The sequence below is a fragment of the Mucilaginibacter sp. L196 genome, assembly GCF_009765905.1.
In the GTDB taxonomy this organism is placed as follows: Bacteria; Bacteroidota; Bacteroidia; order Sphingobacteriales; family Sphingobacteriaceae; genus Mucilaginibacter.
In genome coordinates this window covers 795,768-813,829 of sequence record NZ_LMUO01000009.1, presented here as the reverse complement: position 1 = coordinate 813,829, position 18,062 = coordinate 795,768, and the positions used below count along the sequence as shown (strand labels likewise).

The 18,062-nt window shown below is 42.3% G+C and carries 17 protein-coding genes; 7 read left to right on the top strand and 10 right to left on the bottom strand.

Annotated elements, in window-relative coordinates; genetic code table 11:
- Positions 1 to 14 precede the first annotated feature (14 nt).
- Positions 15 to 935, top strand: a complete 921-nt coding sequence (locus tag GSQ74_RS07080) for a DUF6263 family protein (RefSeq protein WP_158991572.1) — start codon at positions 15 to 17, stop codon at positions 933 to 935.
- A 218-nt stretch (positions 936 to 1,153) separates the two neighbouring features.
- Here the strand turns inward: GSQ74_RS07080 and GSQ74_RS07075 are convergent, their stop codons facing one another.
- From GSQ74_RS07075 to GSQ74_RS07065, 3 genes are all read right to left on the bottom strand, one after another.
- Positions 1,154 to 1,639 carry a GNAT family N-acetyltransferase gene (locus GSQ74_RS07075; RefSeq protein WP_158991570.1) on the bottom strand — a complete coding sequence of 162 codons (486 nt, stop codon included), beginning with the start codon at positions 1,637 to 1,639 and terminating at the stop codon, positions 1,154 to 1,156.
- Positions 1,640 to 1,712: 73 nt separating this feature from the next.
- Entirely contained in the window at positions 1,713 to 2,216 is a 504-nt protein-coding gene (locus GSQ74_RS07070; protein ID WP_158991568.1) for a MarR family winged helix-turn-helix transcriptional regulator, read from the bottom strand.
- Positions 2,213 to 2,722, bottom strand: coding sequence for a GNAT family N-acetyltransferase (locus GSQ74_RS07065; protein WP_158991566.1), 510 nt, complete (start codon positions 2,720 to 2,722; stop codon positions 2,213 to 2,215). Before GSQ74_RS07065 ends, GSQ74_RS07070 begins: the two co-directional genes overlap by 4 nt.
- A gap of 520 nt (positions 2,723 to 3,242) precedes the next feature.
- Between GSQ74_RS07065 and GSQ74_RS07060 the strand changes: the two genes are divergently transcribed.
- From GSQ74_RS07060 to GSQ74_RS07050, 3 genes are read left to right on the top strand one after another with little or no spacing between them, the layout of a single operon-like run.
- Positions 3,243 to 3,833: an RNA polymerase sigma factor gene (locus GSQ74_RS07060; RefSeq protein WP_254060827.1), complete on the top strand. Its 591-nt coding sequence runs from the start codon at positions 3,243 to 3,245 to the stop codon at positions 3,831 to 3,833.
- Positions 3,834 to 3,844: 11 nt separating this feature from the next.
- Positions 3,845 to 4,249, top strand: coding sequence for a hypothetical protein (locus tag GSQ74_RS07055; protein ID WP_216846687.1), 405 nt, complete (start codon positions 3,845 to 3,847; stop codon positions 4,247 to 4,249).
- A 23-nt stretch (positions 4,250 to 4,272) separates the two neighbouring features.
- Entirely contained in the window at positions 4,273 to 4,488 is a 216-nt protein-coding gene (locus GSQ74_RS07050) for a hypothetical protein (protein ID WP_158991563.1), read from the top strand.
- A gap of 93 nt (positions 4,489 to 4,581) precedes the next feature.
- Here the strand turns inward: GSQ74_RS07050 and GSQ74_RS07045 are convergent, their stop codons facing one another.
- Positions 4,582 to 5,094, bottom strand: a complete 513-nt coding sequence (locus GSQ74_RS07045; RefSeq protein WP_158991560.1) for a hypothetical protein — start codon at positions 5,092 to 5,094, stop codon at positions 4,582 to 4,584.
- A 215-nt stretch (positions 5,095 to 5,309) separates the two neighbouring features.
- On the opposite strand from GSQ74_RS07045, the gene GSQ74_RS07040 reads away from it, so the two are divergent.
- Both GSQ74_RS07040 and GSQ74_RS07035 read left to right on the top strand, forming a co-directional pair.
- A complete protein-coding gene (locus tag GSQ74_RS07040) occupies positions 5,310 to 5,864 on the top strand; it encodes an isochorismatase family protein (protein ID WP_216846686.1) in 555 nt (184 codons plus the stop codon).
- Between the two features lie 112 nt (positions 5,865 to 5,976).
- The gene (locus GSQ74_RS07035; protein ID WP_254060826.1) at positions 5,977 to 7,752 is read left to right on the top strand and encodes a glycosyltransferase family 39 protein; all 1,776 of its coding nucleotides are present in this window, start codon (positions 5,977 to 5,979) and stop codon (positions 7,750 to 7,752) included.
- A gap of 229 nt (positions 7,753 to 7,981) precedes the next feature.
- On the opposite strand, the gene GSQ74_RS07030 is transcribed toward GSQ74_RS07035, so the two are convergent.
- The 6 genes from GSQ74_RS07030 to GSQ74_RS07005 form a co-directional block, all read right to left on the bottom strand.
- Positions 7,982 to 10,516 carry a phosphocholine-specific phospholipase C gene (locus GSQ74_RS07030; RefSeq protein WP_158991557.1) on the bottom strand — a complete coding sequence of 845 codons (2,535 nt, stop codon included), beginning with the start codon at positions 10,514 to 10,516 and terminating at the stop codon, positions 7,982 to 7,984.
- Between the two features lie 183 nt (positions 10,517 to 10,699).
- On the bottom strand, positions 10,700 to 11,617 hold the full coding sequence (gene miaA / locus GSQ74_RS07025) for a tRNA (adenosine(37)-N6)-dimethylallyltransferase MiaA (protein WP_158991555.1): 918 nt from the start codon (positions 11,615 to 11,617) through the stop codon (positions 10,700 to 10,702).
- Positions 11,618 to 11,710: 93 nt separating this feature from the next.
- Positions 11,711 to 12,364: a hypothetical protein gene (locus tag GSQ74_RS07020; RefSeq protein ID WP_158991553.1), complete on the bottom strand. Its 654-nt coding sequence runs from the start codon at positions 12,362 to 12,364 to the stop codon at positions 11,711 to 11,713.
- Between the two features lie 125 nt (positions 12,365 to 12,489).
- A complete protein-coding gene (locus GSQ74_RS07015) occupies positions 12,490 to 13,899 on the bottom strand; it encodes a CCA tRNA nucleotidyltransferase (protein ID WP_158991551.1) in 1,410 nt (469 codons plus the stop codon).
- 385 nt (positions 13,900 to 14,284) lie between these two features.
- A complete protein-coding gene (locus tag GSQ74_RS07010; protein WP_158991549.1) occupies positions 14,285 to 15,400 on the bottom strand; it encodes a DUF3810 domain-containing protein in 1,116 nt (371 codons plus the stop codon).
- Between the two features lie 93 nt (positions 15,401 to 15,493).
- Positions 15,494 to 16,009, bottom strand: coding sequence for a DUF2911 domain-containing protein (locus GSQ74_RS07005; protein WP_158991547.1), 516 nt, complete (start codon positions 16,007 to 16,009; stop codon positions 15,494 to 15,496).
- A gap of 268 nt (positions 16,010 to 16,277) precedes the next feature.
- Between GSQ74_RS07005 and GSQ74_RS07000 the strand changes: the two genes are divergently transcribed.
- Positions 16,278 to 17,927: a glycosyltransferase family 39 protein gene (locus tag GSQ74_RS07000; RefSeq protein WP_158991545.1), complete on the top strand. Its 1,650-nt coding sequence runs from the start codon at positions 16,278 to 16,280 to the stop codon at positions 17,925 to 17,927.
- Positions 17,928 to 18,062 lie beyond the last annotated feature (135 nt).

The window sequence follows — 18,062 nt, the reverse complement described above, 5'->3', positions numbered from 1 at the left end:
ATCCATCTATTTTCATGAAAATTTTATTAAGCTTTTTACTATCGATAATTATACTTGCGCCATGTGAGGCACAAAAAGTAAAGCCGGTTTTAAACCTGGTAAAAGGCAACACCTATTACACCGTTAGCACGGTAACCTCATCAATACTCCAAAGCTATAACGGGCAGGATGTAACGGTAGCGGTAGATATGTCATCCAAAACCGCCTATAACATTACCGATGTTAAGGATACCATTTACACCATGCAGGTAAGCTATGCCAATATCACTATGAAAATAGTATCGCCAAACGGTACGGTTGAAATGAACTCCGACAAAAAGGATAGTACTGATATGTCATCCAGATTCTTATCAGCTATGATTAACAAACCCTTTTCTGTAACCATTACCAAATCAGGCCGTGTGCTGGAAGTAAAGAATATCGAAGGTATCATCACTTCCATATTTGCAGGCATGCCACAAATGGATGAAACGCAAAAAACGCAAATGAAAGCCCAGTTTATGCAGTCATTCGGCGAAAGCGCATTTAAAGGTAACCTGGAGCAAACTTTGGCTATCTATCCGTCAGTTAAAGTATCAAAAGGCGATTCCTGGGTAATAAATACTACGCTGCAATCTGTAATGGCGGCTAATATCTCGACAACCTACCAGTTGCAGGATATAACAGATACTTATTACCAAATACATGGCGACGCCAAAATTACTTCAGCCAGTGATGGCAAAGTAAGCCAGATAAACGGCATGCCGGTAAAGTACGATCTGAGCGGTACGCTAACATCTGACATCAAAGCAGATAAAAAAACAGGCTGGGTGATCGAAGAAAAACTAAAACAGGATGTATCAGGAACTATCGACATCCAGGACAACCCTAAAATTCCCGGTGGCATGAAAGTACCCATGAAGATCCATTCTGATATTACTACGACGGATCATTAAGAGATTAGAGTATTTTTACCCTCTTTGTCGTGCAGCGAAAGCGAGGGTCGACCAGCGAAGCGATGTCGGAGTGAGTAATTATCAGTTAGAAAGTCGCCGCCACCCAACTAATCTCTAATTAACTCAAGTTGTTAGTTATACAATTTTATTTAAAGTAAAAGTGAAGATAAATGGTGGTGATTTTTCAGGAGGCATCCTTTGAAAGTTACTAAGTAGTTTTACAATTCTTTCACCATCCAGATAGTACAGGCAAAATGCCCCGAATTACCCAAAGCGCCAGTCAAAGGTTTAAAGCCAGCCTTTTCATAAAGGCTTACTGCTTTTGCTAATTGCGGGAACGACTCGAGGTACAAATGTGTATAGCCCATCGCTTTAGCTGCTTCGTAACATTTGTCCATCATCATTTTGCCTATGCCCCGGCCGCGGGTAGCGTTTATGAGGTATAGTTTTACCAGTTCGGCATAGCCGGCGGGTAATCCTGGTGTTGGGTATATGCCGCAGCCGCCAATTAAGGCGCCATCTTCTTCGGCTACAAAATAGCAGCTTGCTGGCGCCTCTTCAAACATTTCGAACAAGTGATCGGTATCCGGATCAGAATATACAGTGCCGATTTTAGGCACATCAAACTCAACCAACGATGCGCGGATAATGCGCGCTAACTCTTCGTTATCTTCTTTCTTTATATTTCTTAATGTAACAGGCATAAACAATAGGTGTTGTATATTTGATAATTGTAATTATTTCTTTATAGCGATATGTTTGAAACCCATCGCTATGTTAAAGTTCTTCCTCGTCTTTCAATTCATTAGCCGCCATAATAACTTTGGCGCGTTGGTAAAAGCCTTGCAGCTCCATTTGTTGTTCCACCTCTTCTATCGCCTTCATCAGGTTGTTTTTGGTTTCGGTTAATTGTGTTGTAGCGGCTATCATTATTTGCCAAACAGGCTTCATCCTGTTTATAAGCGCCTGCCCTTTTTCGGTCAACTGCAACAAGCGCTTGCGCTCGTCGGTTTTATCCTTTCCTGATTTTATCAGCTTTTGTTTTTCCAGCTCCTTTAATAAGGTTATGGTGGAAGGGTGCGAGTACCCGATCTCGGCAGATAACTCAACCACGCTCAAACCCGGCTTAACATGCAGCGTATAAATTACCGGGAACCACTTAGGTTCGAAATCTACGCCATGAGCTTTATAGATCATCAGGCCATCCTTGCGCATTTGCTCGGCGAGGCGCTGTAAACGGGTGGCAATAGCCAGTATACCCAATTCGTTGATAACATTCATAGCGCGGTTTGTTTATCTAAATGTAATTGATAAAACATATTGTCAGTAACCATGAGCGGGAAATAAGGCGGCAGATCGGCAACAGCTATCGGGGTAAAACTATTGCGCTCATAAAACCGGTGCGCGGCTTTTAGCTGGTGAACCGTGCCTAAATATATATCTGTGATTTCCTTCTCGCTGCAATATTGCAGCAATGTATTGAGCAATTGTTGTGCAGTGCCCAGTTCCTTACCCCGATATTCTTTTTTAACAAACATCTTACGGATACAAGCTGAATTATGCCCACAATTGATCAATGCGATAGTGCCAATCAGTTTGTCGCCCAGAAATGCGCCCCAGAAATTCCCGCCGCCCTGATGGTAATTGGTCTCCACATCCAGCAGATCAAGTTGCTGATTAATAGTGATAGTTAGTCCAAATTCTTTTTGCTGGATGGATAAGATCAGGTCTATGATCTGATCGCAATAATCGTTGTAAATGGGTTTGATGGTTAGTGTATTTTCCATACCAAATTATTTATGTTCAAATATATGTAGTTAACTACATATATTTGAACATTTTATTTATTTTTTTATCTGCTTAAATTTTACGCTTAAAACATTGTAATGATCTCGCTTTCGATTATTTGCAGACGGACGTCTTCATAACGACCGCTCGTTTTCAACAAATCATCTCTGAAAAAAATATTCCTATAATTTTATCTTTAGTGGGCATCGCTTAGAATTCCTTTAAGCGTGGTAACTCAAATTTATTCTTTGATGCTCACTTCTTAGTATCTTTTATCTAGCAACTTGAGTTAATTAATTAATCAATCACTAGTCACGGTGCTCTTTCCCTTTGTTGCGCAGCAATAGAGAGGGAAAGAGCGAAGCGAAGTCGGGTGAGGAATCTCCACCACATAACTAATCTCCAAACAACCACTCACAAATCACTATTATTTATAAAAAAAGCAGCACCCAACCGGATGCTGTTTTTTTTTATAAATAATTTAAAATGTTTTTATTGCCCAATCGTCTTTATCTTTAAATGCACAATACATTGGTAACAGCCGTAATGCCCGAGGATAAAAACAGTCACGTTATACAAACGATAAAATCGTATGGTAAAAACTTGCTGGGCTTTATTCGTCGCAGGGTAAAAAGCGATGCCGATGCCGAAGACATCCTGCAGGATGTTTGGTACCAGTTTAGTTCAGTGATCAATTCGCAGCCGATAGAACAAACAGGCGCCTGGTTGTACAAGGTTGCCACCAACAAAATTACCGATAAGCATAAAAAGAAATCAGAAACGCTATTGGACGATATGCTGGTGGGCAGCGATGAGGACACTGATGATGATGGCACCGACTTTAAAGCCATCTTGCTAACAGAAGCTTCTACCCCCGAAACAGAATACCTGCGCAATCTTTTTTGGGAGGAACTTTTTTTAGCGCTGGATGAACTGCCCGAGAAACAACGCCAGGTTTTCATTTGGAACGAACTGGAGGATGTTTCCTTTGCCGAGATGGCAGAACTAACCGGTGATAATGTGCAAACCCTGGTAACCCGTAAACGCTATGCTGTACTGCACCTGCGTAAACGGTTGAAACAATTATATGAAGAGATTACAGAATATTAAAAATTAAAGACATGAAAAGAATATTTTTTAAAGGACGATTTATTTTTATCCCGATACTGGCAGCGGTTGTTTTATCGCTGGTAAGTTTTGTGGTGATGCAGTTATGGAATAACCTGCTGCCTGCTATACTGCACGTAGGCATAATAACTTTTTGGCAGGCCATGGGCATATTTATATTATGCAAAATACTGTTTGGTTTTGGTAAAGGTGGTAGAGGCTGGGGTAATGGAGGCGGAGGGCCATGGATGCGCCGCCGTATGGAGGAAAAGTTTAAAAACATGACCCCCGAAGAAAAAGAACGCTTCAAACAAAAAATGGCCGAGCGCATGTGCGGAGGTTTCAGTGGCCACCACCGTGGCGGAAGGTTTGGCGATTGGGAAGATTTTAAAACCGAAGCTCCAAAAGCAACCGAATAATTAAATTAAAAAAATACCCCTGCATGGATATACTGGTATTTGTAACAAATGTTGCCGACTTAAAAGCGGTTAGTAAGATTAAACCCTTATTAACCGCCATGCCGGCTATCGAGGATTGGAATGTCGACCTGGATGATTGCGACCGCATCCTGCGTATTGTAAGCAATGACCTTTGCCCACGCAAAGTAGAATCAACCCTGCAAACCGCAGGCTTTGATTGTTATGAATTGGCTGATTAAAAGGCTGGAAAATCCTCTTCTGTATAGAAGTCATTATATAATTAAGCGACGCAAACTTACCATGTGGCATAGTTTACGTTGCTTATATTGTTATTAAATAGCCACGCCTGCCGCTGTAAAGCGCAATGGCCCGGTACCTGACAGCGCCGCTGTTGCCCAGGAATCTTCATTAACCCAAAGCTTCTCGTTTTCGGCAATAACGTGTACGCCATCAGCCATAAAGTCACCGCTAATGCGTATCACCGCCAAAGGCATGTTTACCTCAAATTCCGCGGTAATATTATGTTCAAGATTCATCGCTGTTTCGTTATCCAATTGATGAACATGTATCAGTACAGATCCATTACCGTTTAATACCTTAACGCTGTTTCGTTCGGTTTCAACCTTGTAATTGCCTTCGCTTTCAGCTTTGTTTTCGGTAAGGCGTATGTAATTGCCCGCGGCATCCTGAATATCCAGGTTTATACTGAAAAACGATGCCGGGTCGTTATCATGGTAAAGAGAATGAACATGCAGGATCTGCTTGGTAATATCGTCATTAGCAACAGTAATAACACCCTGTGGAACTATAAAGGCGCTGGTGCCGAAAAGAAATGCGTATTTCATGATATGTTGAGATTAATTATATTTATTAATACCTCAAAACCATCAAAATGTTTATTCAATGACAATTATTTTTTTAACATAATAAGTTAAACTTGTAAGTTTGCCTTATTAAAATTGGTGAATGGTTGAACAGGTTGATTAAGTTGTTACAATCCAACATTTAAACATTAGAAAATAACTACTCACTTAATAAACTCAATAAACAATTCACTATTATGATAACTGCCTTAGACGAAAAAACAGCACTCGTATTAATCGACATGCAAAAAGGGATCGTAGCTTTCCCGGTAGCGCACCCAATAGCCGGTATAATCGAAAACACAGCTAAGTTAGCCGATGCTTTTCACAAAGCCGGTCAGCCGGTTGTAATTGTTAATGTAGATCCTGCAAAATTTAAACCATCACGCAAAGAGCCAGCACCATCTCATGGTGGTTCATTACCAGCGGATTTCATCGAAATCATCCCTGAAATCAAAACAATAGATTCCGACATCTTCGTTACCAAATCAACCTGGGGCGCTTTCGACAGCACCGACCTTGATGCGCAGCTTAAAAAAGCAGGCGTAACCGGTATTGTAATTGGTGGTGTTGCAACCAGCATAGGTGTTGAAGGTACCGCACGTACAGCAGCAGCATTAGGCTACAACGTAACCTTCGCCAGCGACGCCATGACCGACATGTTTGCCGACGCCCACAACCACAGCTTCAAATACATTTTCCCAAGGTTAGGAGAGGTGGATACCACCGAGAATATCCTAAAGTTCTTATAAATATTTTTTTAATTGTCATTGCGAGGAACGAAGCAATCGCACGGAAGCAAGCCGGATTACAAGTTCGCGATTGGTTCGTTATTACAAGTTCCCGACTACCCCAACCATCGCAATGACAATTTTTTCTCATTATATTTGCCCATACCCGAATTACAAATTATTTATGGAGCAAACTATCCCGGCTAAGCAATTAAAATGGCTTTACTTTTTTATTGCGCTGGCTGTCGCGGTTAATTTTAGTGGCTTATTTGTTACCATTATGGGGCCTGATGCTGCGTTGTACGCCACCATATCCAAAACCATGGTATTGCATCATGATTATATAAATCTGGCTGTAAACGGCCGCGATTGGCTTGATAAGCCCCATTTCCCGTTCTGGATAGCAGCTCTATCTTTTAACCTGTTTGGCTTTGGTACCTGGGCCTATAAACTGCCGGGGATCTTGTTTTTGCTGATGGGCGCTGTGTATACTTATTACTTCGCCAAAAGCCTGTACAATAAACAAATTGCCCTATGGTCGGTGCTGATACTGCTTACCGCCCAGCACATCTTACTTTCTAATAACGATGTTCGTGCCGAACCCTATTTAACCGGACTGATCATTGCCGCGGTATATCATTTTTATAAAGCTAACATCCGCAATAATTATTGGCATCTGCTGGCGGGCTGTATCTTTACCGCCTGCGCTATCATGACTAAAGGCATGTTCGCTATTATTCCTATTGGTGGCGCTATTGTTGGTCAGTTCATCATCACCCGGCAATGGAAACAACTGTTCAACTGGAAATGGTTGGTAGCGATTATATTCGTGCTGATATTCATCATCCCCGAACTGTATTGCCTGTATTACCAGTTCGATATTCATCCTGAGAAGGTTGTTTTTGATCATACCAATGTTTCGGGGATCAAATTCTTTTTCTGGGATAGTCAGTTTGGGCGTTTCTTCAATACCGGCCCCATCAAAGGCGGTGGCGATCCGTTTTTCTTTGTGCACACCACGCTTTGGGCATTTTTGCCATGGTCGTTATTGCTTTTTGTGTCGATATACCGCTTTATAAAAACAGGTATAAAAAACACAAAGGGGCAGGAATGGTACTGTATCAGCGCTGCCTTGCTTACTTTTTTACTGTTCTCAGCATCCAAGTTCCAGCTGCCGCATTACATGAATATCGTGTTCCCGTTTTTTGCCATTATTACGGCGCAATACCTGTACGGCGTGCAATTGCCTAAGAGCATTAAAGCTATCCGCATTACGCAAATCGCGGTAATCGCTATCATGATCGCGCTCATCTGCACTATCGAATATTTCTTTTATTCAGCGTTAACAGCACCGGTTATGATTATGCTGTTAATCCTGTATGTTGCCATGATTATTGTACCGCGACAAGTTAGCCACGATGGCATCCAACGCATTATCATCAGCACCATACTGGTTTCGTTTATAGTGAACGTTTACCTTAACATGGCTTTTTATCCAACCCTGCTCCAATACCAGGCAGGCAGCCAGGCCGCGGAGTGGATCAACCACCACGACCTGAAAAAATACCCGGTAATACAATGCGATAATGATGCCTGGGCTATGGAATTTTACCTGAACAGGCCACTGCAAACCGTTAACCCTGATACCATAAAATCCGTTCCTGAAAATACTTTTTATCTGTATGCTAACCCCGCTGTTATAAAAAGTGTAAAAGCAAAAGGCTGGCAGTTATTAATTGTAGATACCCTGCAATATTATACTATAACCCGTTTAAAAGGTAGTTTCCTGAACAAGAAAACCCGCGCATCCCAGCTAGCACCTATGCAAATTGCACTGGTTAACCCTCCGGGGATACCGGTATTGAATAAGTTGAATATTAACCCGGCAGCGGTAAGAAAGCCGTTATAGTTAATTGAAATGACAATGGTCTGTACGCCATAGGTGTTCGGAAGATTGCATTGCGGTTTTTAATTCCCCCCAGGGGAGAGGCGCGATTGGATATGAAGTGGCAGGGTTTACACACCAGATAATCTGTTAAACCCCACCCTTCCCTGCCCCTAGGCGGGAATCGCACAAGGCCAATGCTTCCTTTTTTTGATCTTCTGAATACTAATGGTCTTTACGGAATCCGTTATAATCACACGCTCACCCTACCCATAATAGGGTCACTAAAACTGGATTGTCCGGTATCAACATGCCCGGCAAATCGTCTTAAATAAATATCAGAGTCTTCACTTTTTATGGTAAAATCATACCAGCCATAACTCTTTTGCAGTTTAATTATACCGGTCAGTACACTTCCGGCCGCTAATGGCAACGTTTTAACAGGTTCCCGCCCGGTATTATCAATCAATTGCAGGCGACAGGTTTGCTTACCTAAATTCCTGAAAGATATGGCAACATCACCCGTAGGTTTTTTATCTTTTGTAGCCTGATAATCAAAAACTAAAGCAACTTCAGGGTCACCAGCACTACCACCAAACTCGCGGAAGAACCCATTAGGCCCATATACCCGCAAATGATAATTGCCTCCTTCAAATGCATGCAATGGCCAGCTATCAGTTAAATGATCGCCCGCTTTAAGGGCATATGCCCAGCTACGAGCATCTTCCTGTAAATACCTGCCTGGTGCATACACATTATAAGGCGCACCCAAGGCATCTGCTCCAAAAAAGCGGCTCCCGGCAGCAAAGGTGATATTAAAGATAGAGCGGTCCTCATTCAAACTACCATCGGCATGTAATTGATAATTTACCGCACATGATGGCCTGATGCCGACTTCCTGCTTAGGCAGATATGGCGATGATGCCGGATCATCATTAATTTGTTTGATTTCCTCCGCGGTAAGTACCTTAAAATCACTCGGCAGAGCCTTAAATTTAGCCTTGTGTATATCCTCAACAACAGTATCTCTAACCAAAAAATCGGGCTCCTTTATTTCTTCACCATTATATTGTCGAAACACTGAGGTCAAATCCCCGCAAATGGTACGGCGCCAATCGCTGATGTTAGTTTCTTTGATCGGCTTGCCTGTTTTCTTGCTTAAAAAATGCTCCAGAAATTGCAGGATAGAAGTATGATCGAACACTTCCGAGTTAACAAAACCACCCCTGCTCCACGGCGAAGCAATAACAAGCGGTACACGATAACCTAAACCTATAGGGCTTTCGGCAAGGTCTTTTTCAGGGAATCCATTTCTGGCTTGTTCCTGTTCCAGCGTCACATATTCTACTCGGGTATCGATGCCTTCGGATACTTTGCCAGTCCCCGGCCTATGCGAATGCGGCGCTACAAACGGCGGCACGTGGTCAAAATAACCATCGTTCTCATCATAATTTAAAATGAAGATGGTCTTTTTCCAAACTTCAGGGTTCTTAGTCAATATATCCATCACTTCAGATACATACCAGGCACCATACCACGGCGCGCTCGGATGATCAGAGAAATTCTCAGGCGCCACCAACCACGACACGGTTGGTAAACTGCCGCTATTCACATCCTCTCTAAATTGCTTCAACACATCGCCTTTAGGTACTTTAACCTCGCGTTTGGTGCCGTTGTCATCATAAGTCAAGGTGGTTAGCTCGCGGTAATCCGTCTCCTTTTGGTTGGTTATAAATGCTTTTTCGTGGATGTTTTTATCTCTTCGCGATAGCTTTTCAAATGCACCCGGTTTAATCGCTGCTAGTTCTTTTTCTATATCAGCAAGGTCATTTTGTTTGGCTTTTAGCTTTGCTTTCAGGTGGGGAGCTTGCGCATTACCCACAGGTAAACCCACTATTTTTTGTTTGACTGTCTCAATCTCAGTGCTCAACTCTACCTTGCGTTTTTGCGCATAGCTGTTTCTTTTTTTATTCAGGAAGATATTGTACTGCGCGAAGTATTCCAGCGGGTTATCCGTAAAATTCGATAGCCATTCTCCCTCTTCCTCGCTTAAACCTGTTTCAATACCAATTTCGTTCTGGTAACATTTCCAGCTGATGCCGTTATCCTCTAACCGTTCAGGAAAAGTAGTCCATTTTAAGCCGCCAAAATCAGCATCCTCGTTCCATACACTGGCGTGCGAATCTTCATTTTGCTGCTCGCGTATGGTGCCCGACCAAAAGAATAACCTATTAGGACTGGTACCAGTAAGCGACGAACAAAAGTTTTGATCGCATACCGTAAACGCATCAGCCAAAGCATAATAAAAAGGAATATCATCCCGGTTATGATGGCCTAAAGTTAATGGCATATCAGCATAAGCCGCATTGCCAGATCGTTTTGATTCCAACCATTTATCAAATTTGCCATCGTTACGGGCGGCCACCTGGTTTTGCCATGTATGGGGTAAGGAATTCATCCAGGTAGATTTGGTGTTCTTTATATCGAGATGAAACGGCGCATAAGTTTCGCCCTTATCATTGCTTTGCAGCCATACTTTGTTTTTATTGGGCAGATGAATTGCACGTGGATCATTATATCCCCGTACACCCCGCAAAGTACCAAACATATGATCGAATGAGCGGTTTTCCTGCATAAGGATGACCACATGCTCGGCATCCATGTAGGTGCTGCCCGGCATAGGGTTAATAGCCATAGCCCGCTGAATAGCCGATGGTAGAATAGTGGTTAGTCCTGTCGCGCCGGTCAATAACGCTGCCTTTTTTATAAAGTTCCTGCGGGTATCCATACACAAAAGTGAGGAAAATTTGATGGATTTTAGGGCTTGGGAAGGTAAATATTACACACGGTTGTGGAGAGGATGTTTCTCATCTTTGTCATTCTGAACGCAGTGAAGAATCTATCGATAAGCTCGCCGCTGGCAGAGTAGCGGATAGATGCTTCGTCCCTCAGCATGACAAATGGAAAAAAATCAGGTAACCACTAATTCCGCGTGCCTCACAATATCATTCACCACATCCTCATCATCAGCTTCCAGCCAGTGTATATCTTTGTCCTTGCGGAACCATGTTAACTGCCTTTTGGCAAAATGACGTGTATTTTGTTTGATGAGTTCCAAAGCAGATTCCAGATCAATATTTCCATCAAAATGATCAAAAAGCTCACTATACCCAACGGTATTCAAAGCGTTTAAACTGCGATGGGATATAAGCGATTTAACTTCATCAATTAAACCCAGCTCAATCATTTTATCAACCCGGTAATTAATCTGTTGGTACAAAATATCCCTCGGTAAATTCAACCCGATCTTCACAATATTAAATGGACGCTTATTAACGGTCGACTTACGGTAATAGGAGATGGGCTTACCTGTCGTTTCAAAAACCTCCAACGCCCTTATTAAACGTTGCGGGTTTTGTATATCCACCTGCTCATAATAATCAGGGTCAACTTCTTTCAATCGCTCCTGCAAATGCTTTATGCCAAGCTCGGTAAAGTCCTTGTTTAATTTATCTCTGATGCCCGCATCAGCTACCGGCAGGTTATCAAAACCCTCACAAATCGCCTTAATATACAAGCCTGACCCACCAGCCATTACAACCGCGTCATACTCCTTAAATAATTCATCCAGCAAAGCCAAAGCCTGCTTTTCAAAATCGCCTACGCTAAAATTTTCATGTATAGAGTGCGAATCAATAAAATGGTGCTTAACCGCCGCCAATTCATCTGCATCAGGTTTAGCTGTACCAATGCTCATTTCGCGGTAAAACTGGCGCGAGTCGGCAGATAACACAACCGTATTGTAATGCTTGGCAACTTGTATGGCTATAGCCGTTTTACCAACAGCGGTAGGGCCGGCTATTACGATGAGGGTTTTGTTGTTATTCATATTCTAGTCGATGGTCAATAGACCATAGCAAAATTTATACCTTTATTTTTCAGCAGCTTTGCTATGGACTATAAACTATGGTCCATCGACTAATTAATAGTCGTCGTGCGATTTTTCGTCATCGAAACCTTCGTTATCAGAAAACTCGCTGCCAAATTCGTCCTCTTCTTCATCATCAGCACCACGAACGCCAACTTCGCCAACTTCTTCTTCAGTATCCAGTACCCCGGTTAATTCATCTGCATCTTCCGGATTAAAGCCAAGTTCTTCGTGCAAAAAGTCAAAGTCACCTTCTTCTTCAGTTGCGGGCTGCGCAGCCACATTAACTACATTGCCGAATTGCTTAGGTGCCTCGCCAACTGATTTAATAACAGCTGGATAGGTAACGCCTTTAGCATCTTCCAGTATAATTTTCATCAGCTCCACGTGAAAATCAAACGGGCGGTCGAAATTAAAAGTGTAGTAAAATTTCTGGTGCGGATCATCAATAAAGCTACTCAGCTTCACTTTATCCATTAACGATACCCCGCGATCAATCCTGCGTTGGTTTGGTAAATAGGTAATCTCTTCGCCTTTGGTCCATTGATCATTGCTGATGTAGAAAGACGAAGGATATTCGGGATTGTAACCTGTTGACTGGTGAATAGCACGATGAAGGTCCTCGAAAGTTTGATTTGATTTTACATCAATCTCTCTCATTACATCATCGTAGTCTTCAAAAGTAACCCTGAACCTGTATAGTGCCATTTTTATATAGTAGATTTTAAGCTAACAAAAATAATATTTTAATTTTATTCTAATCCCCGAACTTTGATTTGATATATACAGTTTTTTTTAAATATGAACTGTAAAAATATCGTTTCAAAAATTCATTAAATCCTTTCCACAACTTTTAAGCCAATTTCTGTGCCTTTTAAAATTGTGTACTCAATTGCCTCCTCGCGCGAGTTTGGAATTTCCCCCTCCAGGATAGCTTCGCGGATCTGATTTTTAATTATTCCTACTTCCCGACCTTCTTTTATACCAAATAAGTGCATAATATCCAATCCAGTAATGGGTGGTTGCCAGTTTCGCATATTATCGCGCTCCTCAACATCTTTTAATTTTTGTTGAACGAGATCGAAATTCTGGCGATATTTTTTTACTTTATATTCATTTTTGGTGGTAACGTCTGCTTTACACAACAGCATTAATCCTTCAATGTCGTCACCTGCCTCAAAAAGCAAACGCCTCACCGCCGAATCCGTCACGATAGATTGCGACAAAACTATCGGCCTCAAGTGCAATTGAACCAGTTTCTGCACCTGCTTCATCTTTTCGTTCAGCGGCAACTTTAACTGGGCGAATATCTTGGGCACCATGCGTGCGCCTTTATCTTCATGACCGTGGAATGTCCAGCCGTGGCCTGGTTCAAAACGTTTGGTAGCAGGTTTGGCAATATCGTGCAATATGGCAGCCCAACGCAGCCAAAGGTCATCGGTTGTGGTGCAAATGTTATCCAACACCTGCAAGGTATGATAAAAATTGTCCTTATGGCCTTTACCATCAATATAATCAACCCCGTAAAGTGTTACCATTTGTGGGAAAATCTTATGGAGCAAACCTGTATCAAACAAATAATTAAACCCGATAGATGGTATAGGCGATAAAATGATCTTATTTAACTCATCCGTAACCCGTTCCTGCGATACAATGCTGATCCTATCGGTATTTGCTTTGATTGCAGCTACGGCAATATCATCAATCCTGAAATTTAGTTGCGAAGCAAAACGAATAGCCCGCATCATCCGCAACGGATCATCCGAAAAAGTCTCCACTGGGTTTAAGGGTGTGCGGATTAATTTCTGCTCCATATCGGCCATTCCGCCAAAGGGATCAAGTAACTCGCCATAAGTATCCGGGTGCAAGGAGATTGCCAAAGCATTTATGGTGAAATCACGGCGTTTTTGGTCGTCTTCTAAAGTGCCATTTTCAACCAGTGGTTTTCGGGAATCTAAACGATAGGATTCCTTGCGGGCACCTACAAATTCAATTTCCAAATCCTGGTATTTTAATTGTGCGGTGCCGAAATTTTTAAACACAGCCAGCTTTACATTCAGTTTTTTAGCAACCTTTTCGGCAAAGTCAATGCCGTTGCCAATCACCACAATATCAATATCCTTTGATGGGCGTTTTAAAAAAATATCGCGTACAAAGCCACCAATAGCATAAGCTTGTAAATTAGTTTCGCCTGCTATTTTTGATATGATTTTGAATACCGGGTGGTGTAGATGTTGTTTCATGTAATGAAGCAAAATTAGCAAAATATTTTAAGGGTGTTATGCTGAGCGTAGTCGAAGCATGAGGGAGGGGCTTTTAGCCTATTCTAAACCAACGTGTCATTGCTGTAAGGCCATTCATGCAGACTGAACGCGGAGCAATGATGATTAGGCTTTTTACCCTCTTTGTCGCGCAGCGAGAGAGGGTGGTCGAGAGAAGCAAAGACCGAGTGCGTAATTACACGAGCGACATTAGCGCAAATACCTGACGCACAGTTGACTCACCCCGACTACGCTGCGCTGGTCGACCCTCTCTCCGGCAGGCCGGAAAGAGGGTGAAAAATTATTTCCTCGTTACTTAATTACATTGTCCAAAGCGGGAATCACACAAGGCCCTTGCTTCCTTTTTTCATTTTCTGACTACTGGTACCGGCACTTCGCTTCTCGCTCCTTTTTTCCACGACATTACCAGCCTTACCATGCGGTTATAGGTTTGCAGGCCGTGCGGTTGGTTGTTCGCCTTTAAAAAATTGTTGTAAAACAGGCTGCTTATTACATCGATGGCGCTTTCGTGCGAGATCCAGTAATTGCGTTCGGCAACAAAATCGAGGTGTACCTGGGGCAGTACGCGTTTTTTTAGTTGGAGTTGAAGGGTGCTATCGCGCATGTGCAAATCGCCCATGCATTCGTCAACCAGTTCGTGCCAGGCGGAGTAGCGCAATAGACGGTCGTTTGATTTGATGCCGGTTAGGAAGCCTACAAAATTAGCTTCATCTTCCGCACCGTAACCCATTTGATGCGACATCTCGTGACAAGCCACAAACGGCCGCAGGAATACCGGCATTTGGTAATTGATCTGCGATTCGGTGGTGAAAGGGTTATAATAACCCGATGTGCCCAGGTAATTGATGACAGGTGTAAATAATGACAGTTTAATATCCGGGCTATACGTTGAAAAATTTTTTGAACTATCGGACATTACCAGCACTGCTTTAATGGCTGTTTGGATGATGGCTTTATTACCTTGCTGCAAATCGGCGGGAGTAACGCGCGCGCGGGTGGCGTTGGCGCTATCGATAGCCATTTGGGTGAGGCTGTAGAGTTGTTGGGTGGTGTAGTCGCTATCTGCCAGTTTTAGTCTTTCCCCCGCTGAGGGGCGGAAGTAATTCAATCCCCATAAAAAATAAAAACTCAAGGTGGCGATTTGCAGGGTGATGATGATTCCTAATGCCAACATCCCGGCAGGTTTAAACTGCTTTTTAAACAATAAACGTATCAGTTTAACTAGATAATAAACGATGAAAGCAATGGCTACAAGGTATAAAATATCGCCAACACTAAACGGGAACAGGTTAAATACCGGGTGAAAAATATGGCAAATTACCGGGTATATACCGGTTGAGTAATAGCGCTCAATAACCAAAGGATAAGTCTCGAGCCATTGCAACAGGAAATATACTACAGCAAGTATTGCTATAACGATGATCCGTTTCTTTAGAATGCTGCTTTGGGGCCTTTTGCGCATGGGGTAAATATAGCGGATAAATTATCCGCAGAAAAGCAAAAAGCCACCGGGACTATCTCCTGATGGCTTTTATATATAATTGTTACTTATAGCTTATTTTATGCTAACAGGCACTTCAAGCTCATCCCAAATCAGGCTGAAACCATTGGCGTCAATAGTGTAAAGCAATCTTTCGTGTTTGGTTGCCGGTTCAGGGGTTACGGTTACACGTAAAACATCTTTTGATGCATCATACTTAAACGCGCCCCATTGGTTAGCTACGCTATTAAAAATGATAGTCCATGTTTTTTCGCCGGGAATAGCGAAGAAACCATAAGTACCTGCAGGTAACCTTTTGCCTGCAACGGTGATAGCTTTGGTGGTTGTAAAACGGGTTGCTTCGTTAGCACCGGTGCGCCAAACAGCTTTGTATGGAACTAAACCATCCCAAATTTTGCGCCCTTTAACAGAAGGGCTACCATAATTGATAACAATAGTAGAGCCGGCGACTACTGCGCTTACACTATCGCGTGGGCTGGCAATGGGTTTAGTTTGTGCAAACGCAGCACCAGTAAACATACAGGCCGCTACTAAAAATAGTACAGCCTTTAAGCGAATTGTTGTTTTCATAATCAGACAAATAAAATGATTTATAATGTAAAGATAGGATTAGCGCCTTATTGTTACAGAAACGGTAAGAAATTTTAATATTATGGCATTAGCATTAATATTGAAATTAATATTGGCACGAATTATGAACAATATTTGAAGGAAACCCACATTGCAGTTAGGAATAGCCTGAATAAGGTTAAACAATTGTTGTGAGTTTTTTACCTCTGCCGCAAGGCAGGGGTTTTTTATTTTCGGATATTTGCCTGCAGATTATTTACTTTGCTGCATGAAGGTACAAAACAAGCCGTTTTACATATTATTGTTTGTTTTAGCGCTGATTGTAAATTTTTCAGGCATCAACGTAAAATTCTTCACCGATGACCCCGGGTTGTACGCCTCCATCGCTAAAAACCTCATCTACAAAAAAGAATTTTTCGAGCTATTTACCTATAACCAGGATTGGCTGGATAAGCCGCATTTTCCATTTTGGATGGTGATGTGCAGCTTTAAACTGTTTGGCATAAGCCAATGGGCCTACCGCTTGCCCGCGCTATTATTTTTTATGCTGAGTGTGCTGTATACCTGGCTGTTCAGCAAAAGGTATTACGGTACCGAAGTTGCAGCCATGGCTGTTTTAATATTGATGACGTCGCTAAGCATCATTATGAGCAATACCGATGTGCGCGCCGAGCCTTACCTGATGGCTTTTGTTATCGGTAGCATATACCATGTTGCACGGTTGCATGAGCGTTATAAATTCTCCGACTTAATATTAGCGGCCCTGTTAACCGCCTGCGCCTTAATGACCAAAGGACTGTTTGTAATGGTAGCCATTTATGGCGGTTTACTGGGGCAGGTTTTATTTGAGCGGAGATTTACCAGTCTGTTTAATTTTAAGTGGCTGGCTTTAGCGGTATTGATAATTGTATTTATCTCGCCTGAGTTGTATGCTTTATACATTCAGTTTGACATGCACCCGGAGAAGCTGGTATTTGGAATACACCATGTATCGGGCATTAAATGGTTTTTGTGGGATAGCCAGTTCGGCAGGTTTGTAAATAAGGGGCCCATCACTCATAAATCGGGCGATGTATTTTTCTTTGTGCATACCCTGCTTTGGGCCTTCGCGCCATGGTGCCTTATATTTTATTACGCGGTGTTTAAGAACCTGAAAAGCATCTACCAAAAACAAAAACTTACAGAATATTATACCCTGTGCGGTGGTTTGTTATTGCTGGTGTTGTTTTCACTGTCGAAATTCCAGTTGCCATTTTATACCAATACTATTTTCCCGTTGTTCGCGGTGATCGCAGCACCTTATTGTTTTAAACAGTTGAGCAAGGCTGGCACCGCATTCAGATTGGTTGGGCAGTGGGTTTATATTGTGGCATTCCCGGTTTTGGTTTTGCTGATTAACTATTTTTCGAGTCCGGATAAGGAGTTTTGGTTTTATATAGATATTGTAGTCGCCTTGTTGATAATTGGGCTCATCTGCTATAAAATAAAAGTAAACCACATTAAGGTTTTCCTGCTGAACTGTACGATTGTGCTATTTGTGAACTTCTATCTGAATACGGTATTTTATGAGCAAATAACAGCTTACAAAGGACAAATAACGGCTGCTGATTATTTGAATCAACCTCAATTCAACCACCTGCATATTTACTCGCTACGCACCGAGAACAATATCTTCCAGTTTTATAATCAAAAGCACGTCGACTTTATCCCTTTGGAGCAGTTCCAGAACTTTAAACCACTTGATAGCGCGGTATTTTATGTAACCCAGCCATCTATGGATATTTTGGTGCAGAGCCATGCTCAATTTAAAATACTACAAAGTTTTACTGATTATCCGCAGGAAAACCTTTTACCGAAGTTTATAAATAGGGCAACGAGGGATGAGGTTTTGGGTAAGGTTTATTTGATAGAGAAATAAGGGCGATTAATTGGTACGGTGAAATTACCATGGGTGTTCGGAAGATCAAAAAAGTGGTCATGCTGCGTAGTCGAAGCATGCGGGCGGGCCTCTGCGCCTACCCTTCGACTACGCTCAGGGTGACATCCACTACAC

Bases quoted from the DNA above. Each gene is read 5' to 3' on its own strand.
- GSQ74_RS07000 (WP_158991545.1), top strand. From the start codon at position 16,278: ATGAAGGTACAAAACAAGCCGTTTTACATATTATTGTTTGTTTTAGCG.
- GSQ74_RS07010 (WP_158991549.1), bottom strand. From the start codon at position 15,400: ATGCGCAAAAGGCCCCAAAGCAGCATTCTAAAGAAACGGATCATCGTT.
- GSQ74_RS07055 (WP_216846687.1), top strand. From the start codon at position 3,845: ATGAAAAGAATATTTTTTAAAGGACGATTTATTTTTATCCCGATACTG.
- miaA (WP_158991555.1), bottom strand. From the start codon at position 11,617: ATGAATAACAACAAAACCCTCATCGTAATAGCCGGCCCTACCGCTGTT.
- GSQ74_RS07065 (WP_158991566.1), bottom strand. From the start codon at position 2,722: ATGGAAAATACACTAACCATCAAACCCATTTACAACGATTATTGCGAT.
- GSQ74_RS07020 (WP_158991553.1), bottom strand. From the start codon at position 12,364: ATGGCACTATACAGGTTCAGGGTTACTTTTGAAGACTACGATGATGTA.
- GSQ74_RS07040 (WP_216846686.1), top strand. From the start codon at position 5,310: ATGATAACTGCCTTAGACGAAAAAACAGCACTCGTATTAATCGACATG.
- GSQ74_RS07060 (WP_254060827.1), top strand. From the start codon at position 3,243: ATGCACAATACATTGGTAACAGCCGTAATGCCCGAGGATAAAAACAGT.
- GSQ74_RS07045 (WP_158991560.1), bottom strand. From the start codon at position 5,094: ATGAAATACGCATTTCTTTTCGGCACCAGCGCCTTTATAGTTCCACAG.
- GSQ74_RS07030 (WP_158991557.1), bottom strand. From the start codon at position 10,516: ATGGATACCCGCAGGAACTTTATAAAAAAGGCAGCGTTATTGACCGGC.
- GSQ74_RS07080 (WP_158991572.1), top strand. From the start codon at position 15: ATGAAAATTTTATTAAGCTTTTTACTATCGATAATTATACTTGCGCCA.
- GSQ74_RS07075 (WP_158991570.1), bottom strand. From the start codon at position 1,639: ATGCCTGTTACATTAAGAAATATAAAGAAAGAAGATAACGAAGAGTTA.
- GSQ74_RS07050 (WP_158991563.1), top strand. From the start codon at position 4,273: ATGGATATACTGGTATTTGTAACAAATGTTGCCGACTTAAAAGCGGTT.
- GSQ74_RS07005 (WP_158991547.1), bottom strand. From the start codon at position 16,009: ATGAAAACAACAATTCGCTTAAAGGCTGTACTATTTTTAGTAGCGGCC.
- GSQ74_RS07015 (WP_158991551.1), bottom strand. From the start codon at position 13,899: ATGAAACAACATCTACACCACCCGGTATTCAAAATCATATCAAAAATA.
- GSQ74_RS07035 (WP_254060826.1), top strand. From the start codon at position 5,977: ATGACAATTTTTTCTCATTATATTTGCCCATACCCGAATTACAAATTA.
- GSQ74_RS07070 (WP_158991568.1), bottom strand. From the start codon at position 2,216: ATGAATGTTATCAACGAATTGGGTATACTGGCTATTGCCACCCGTTTA.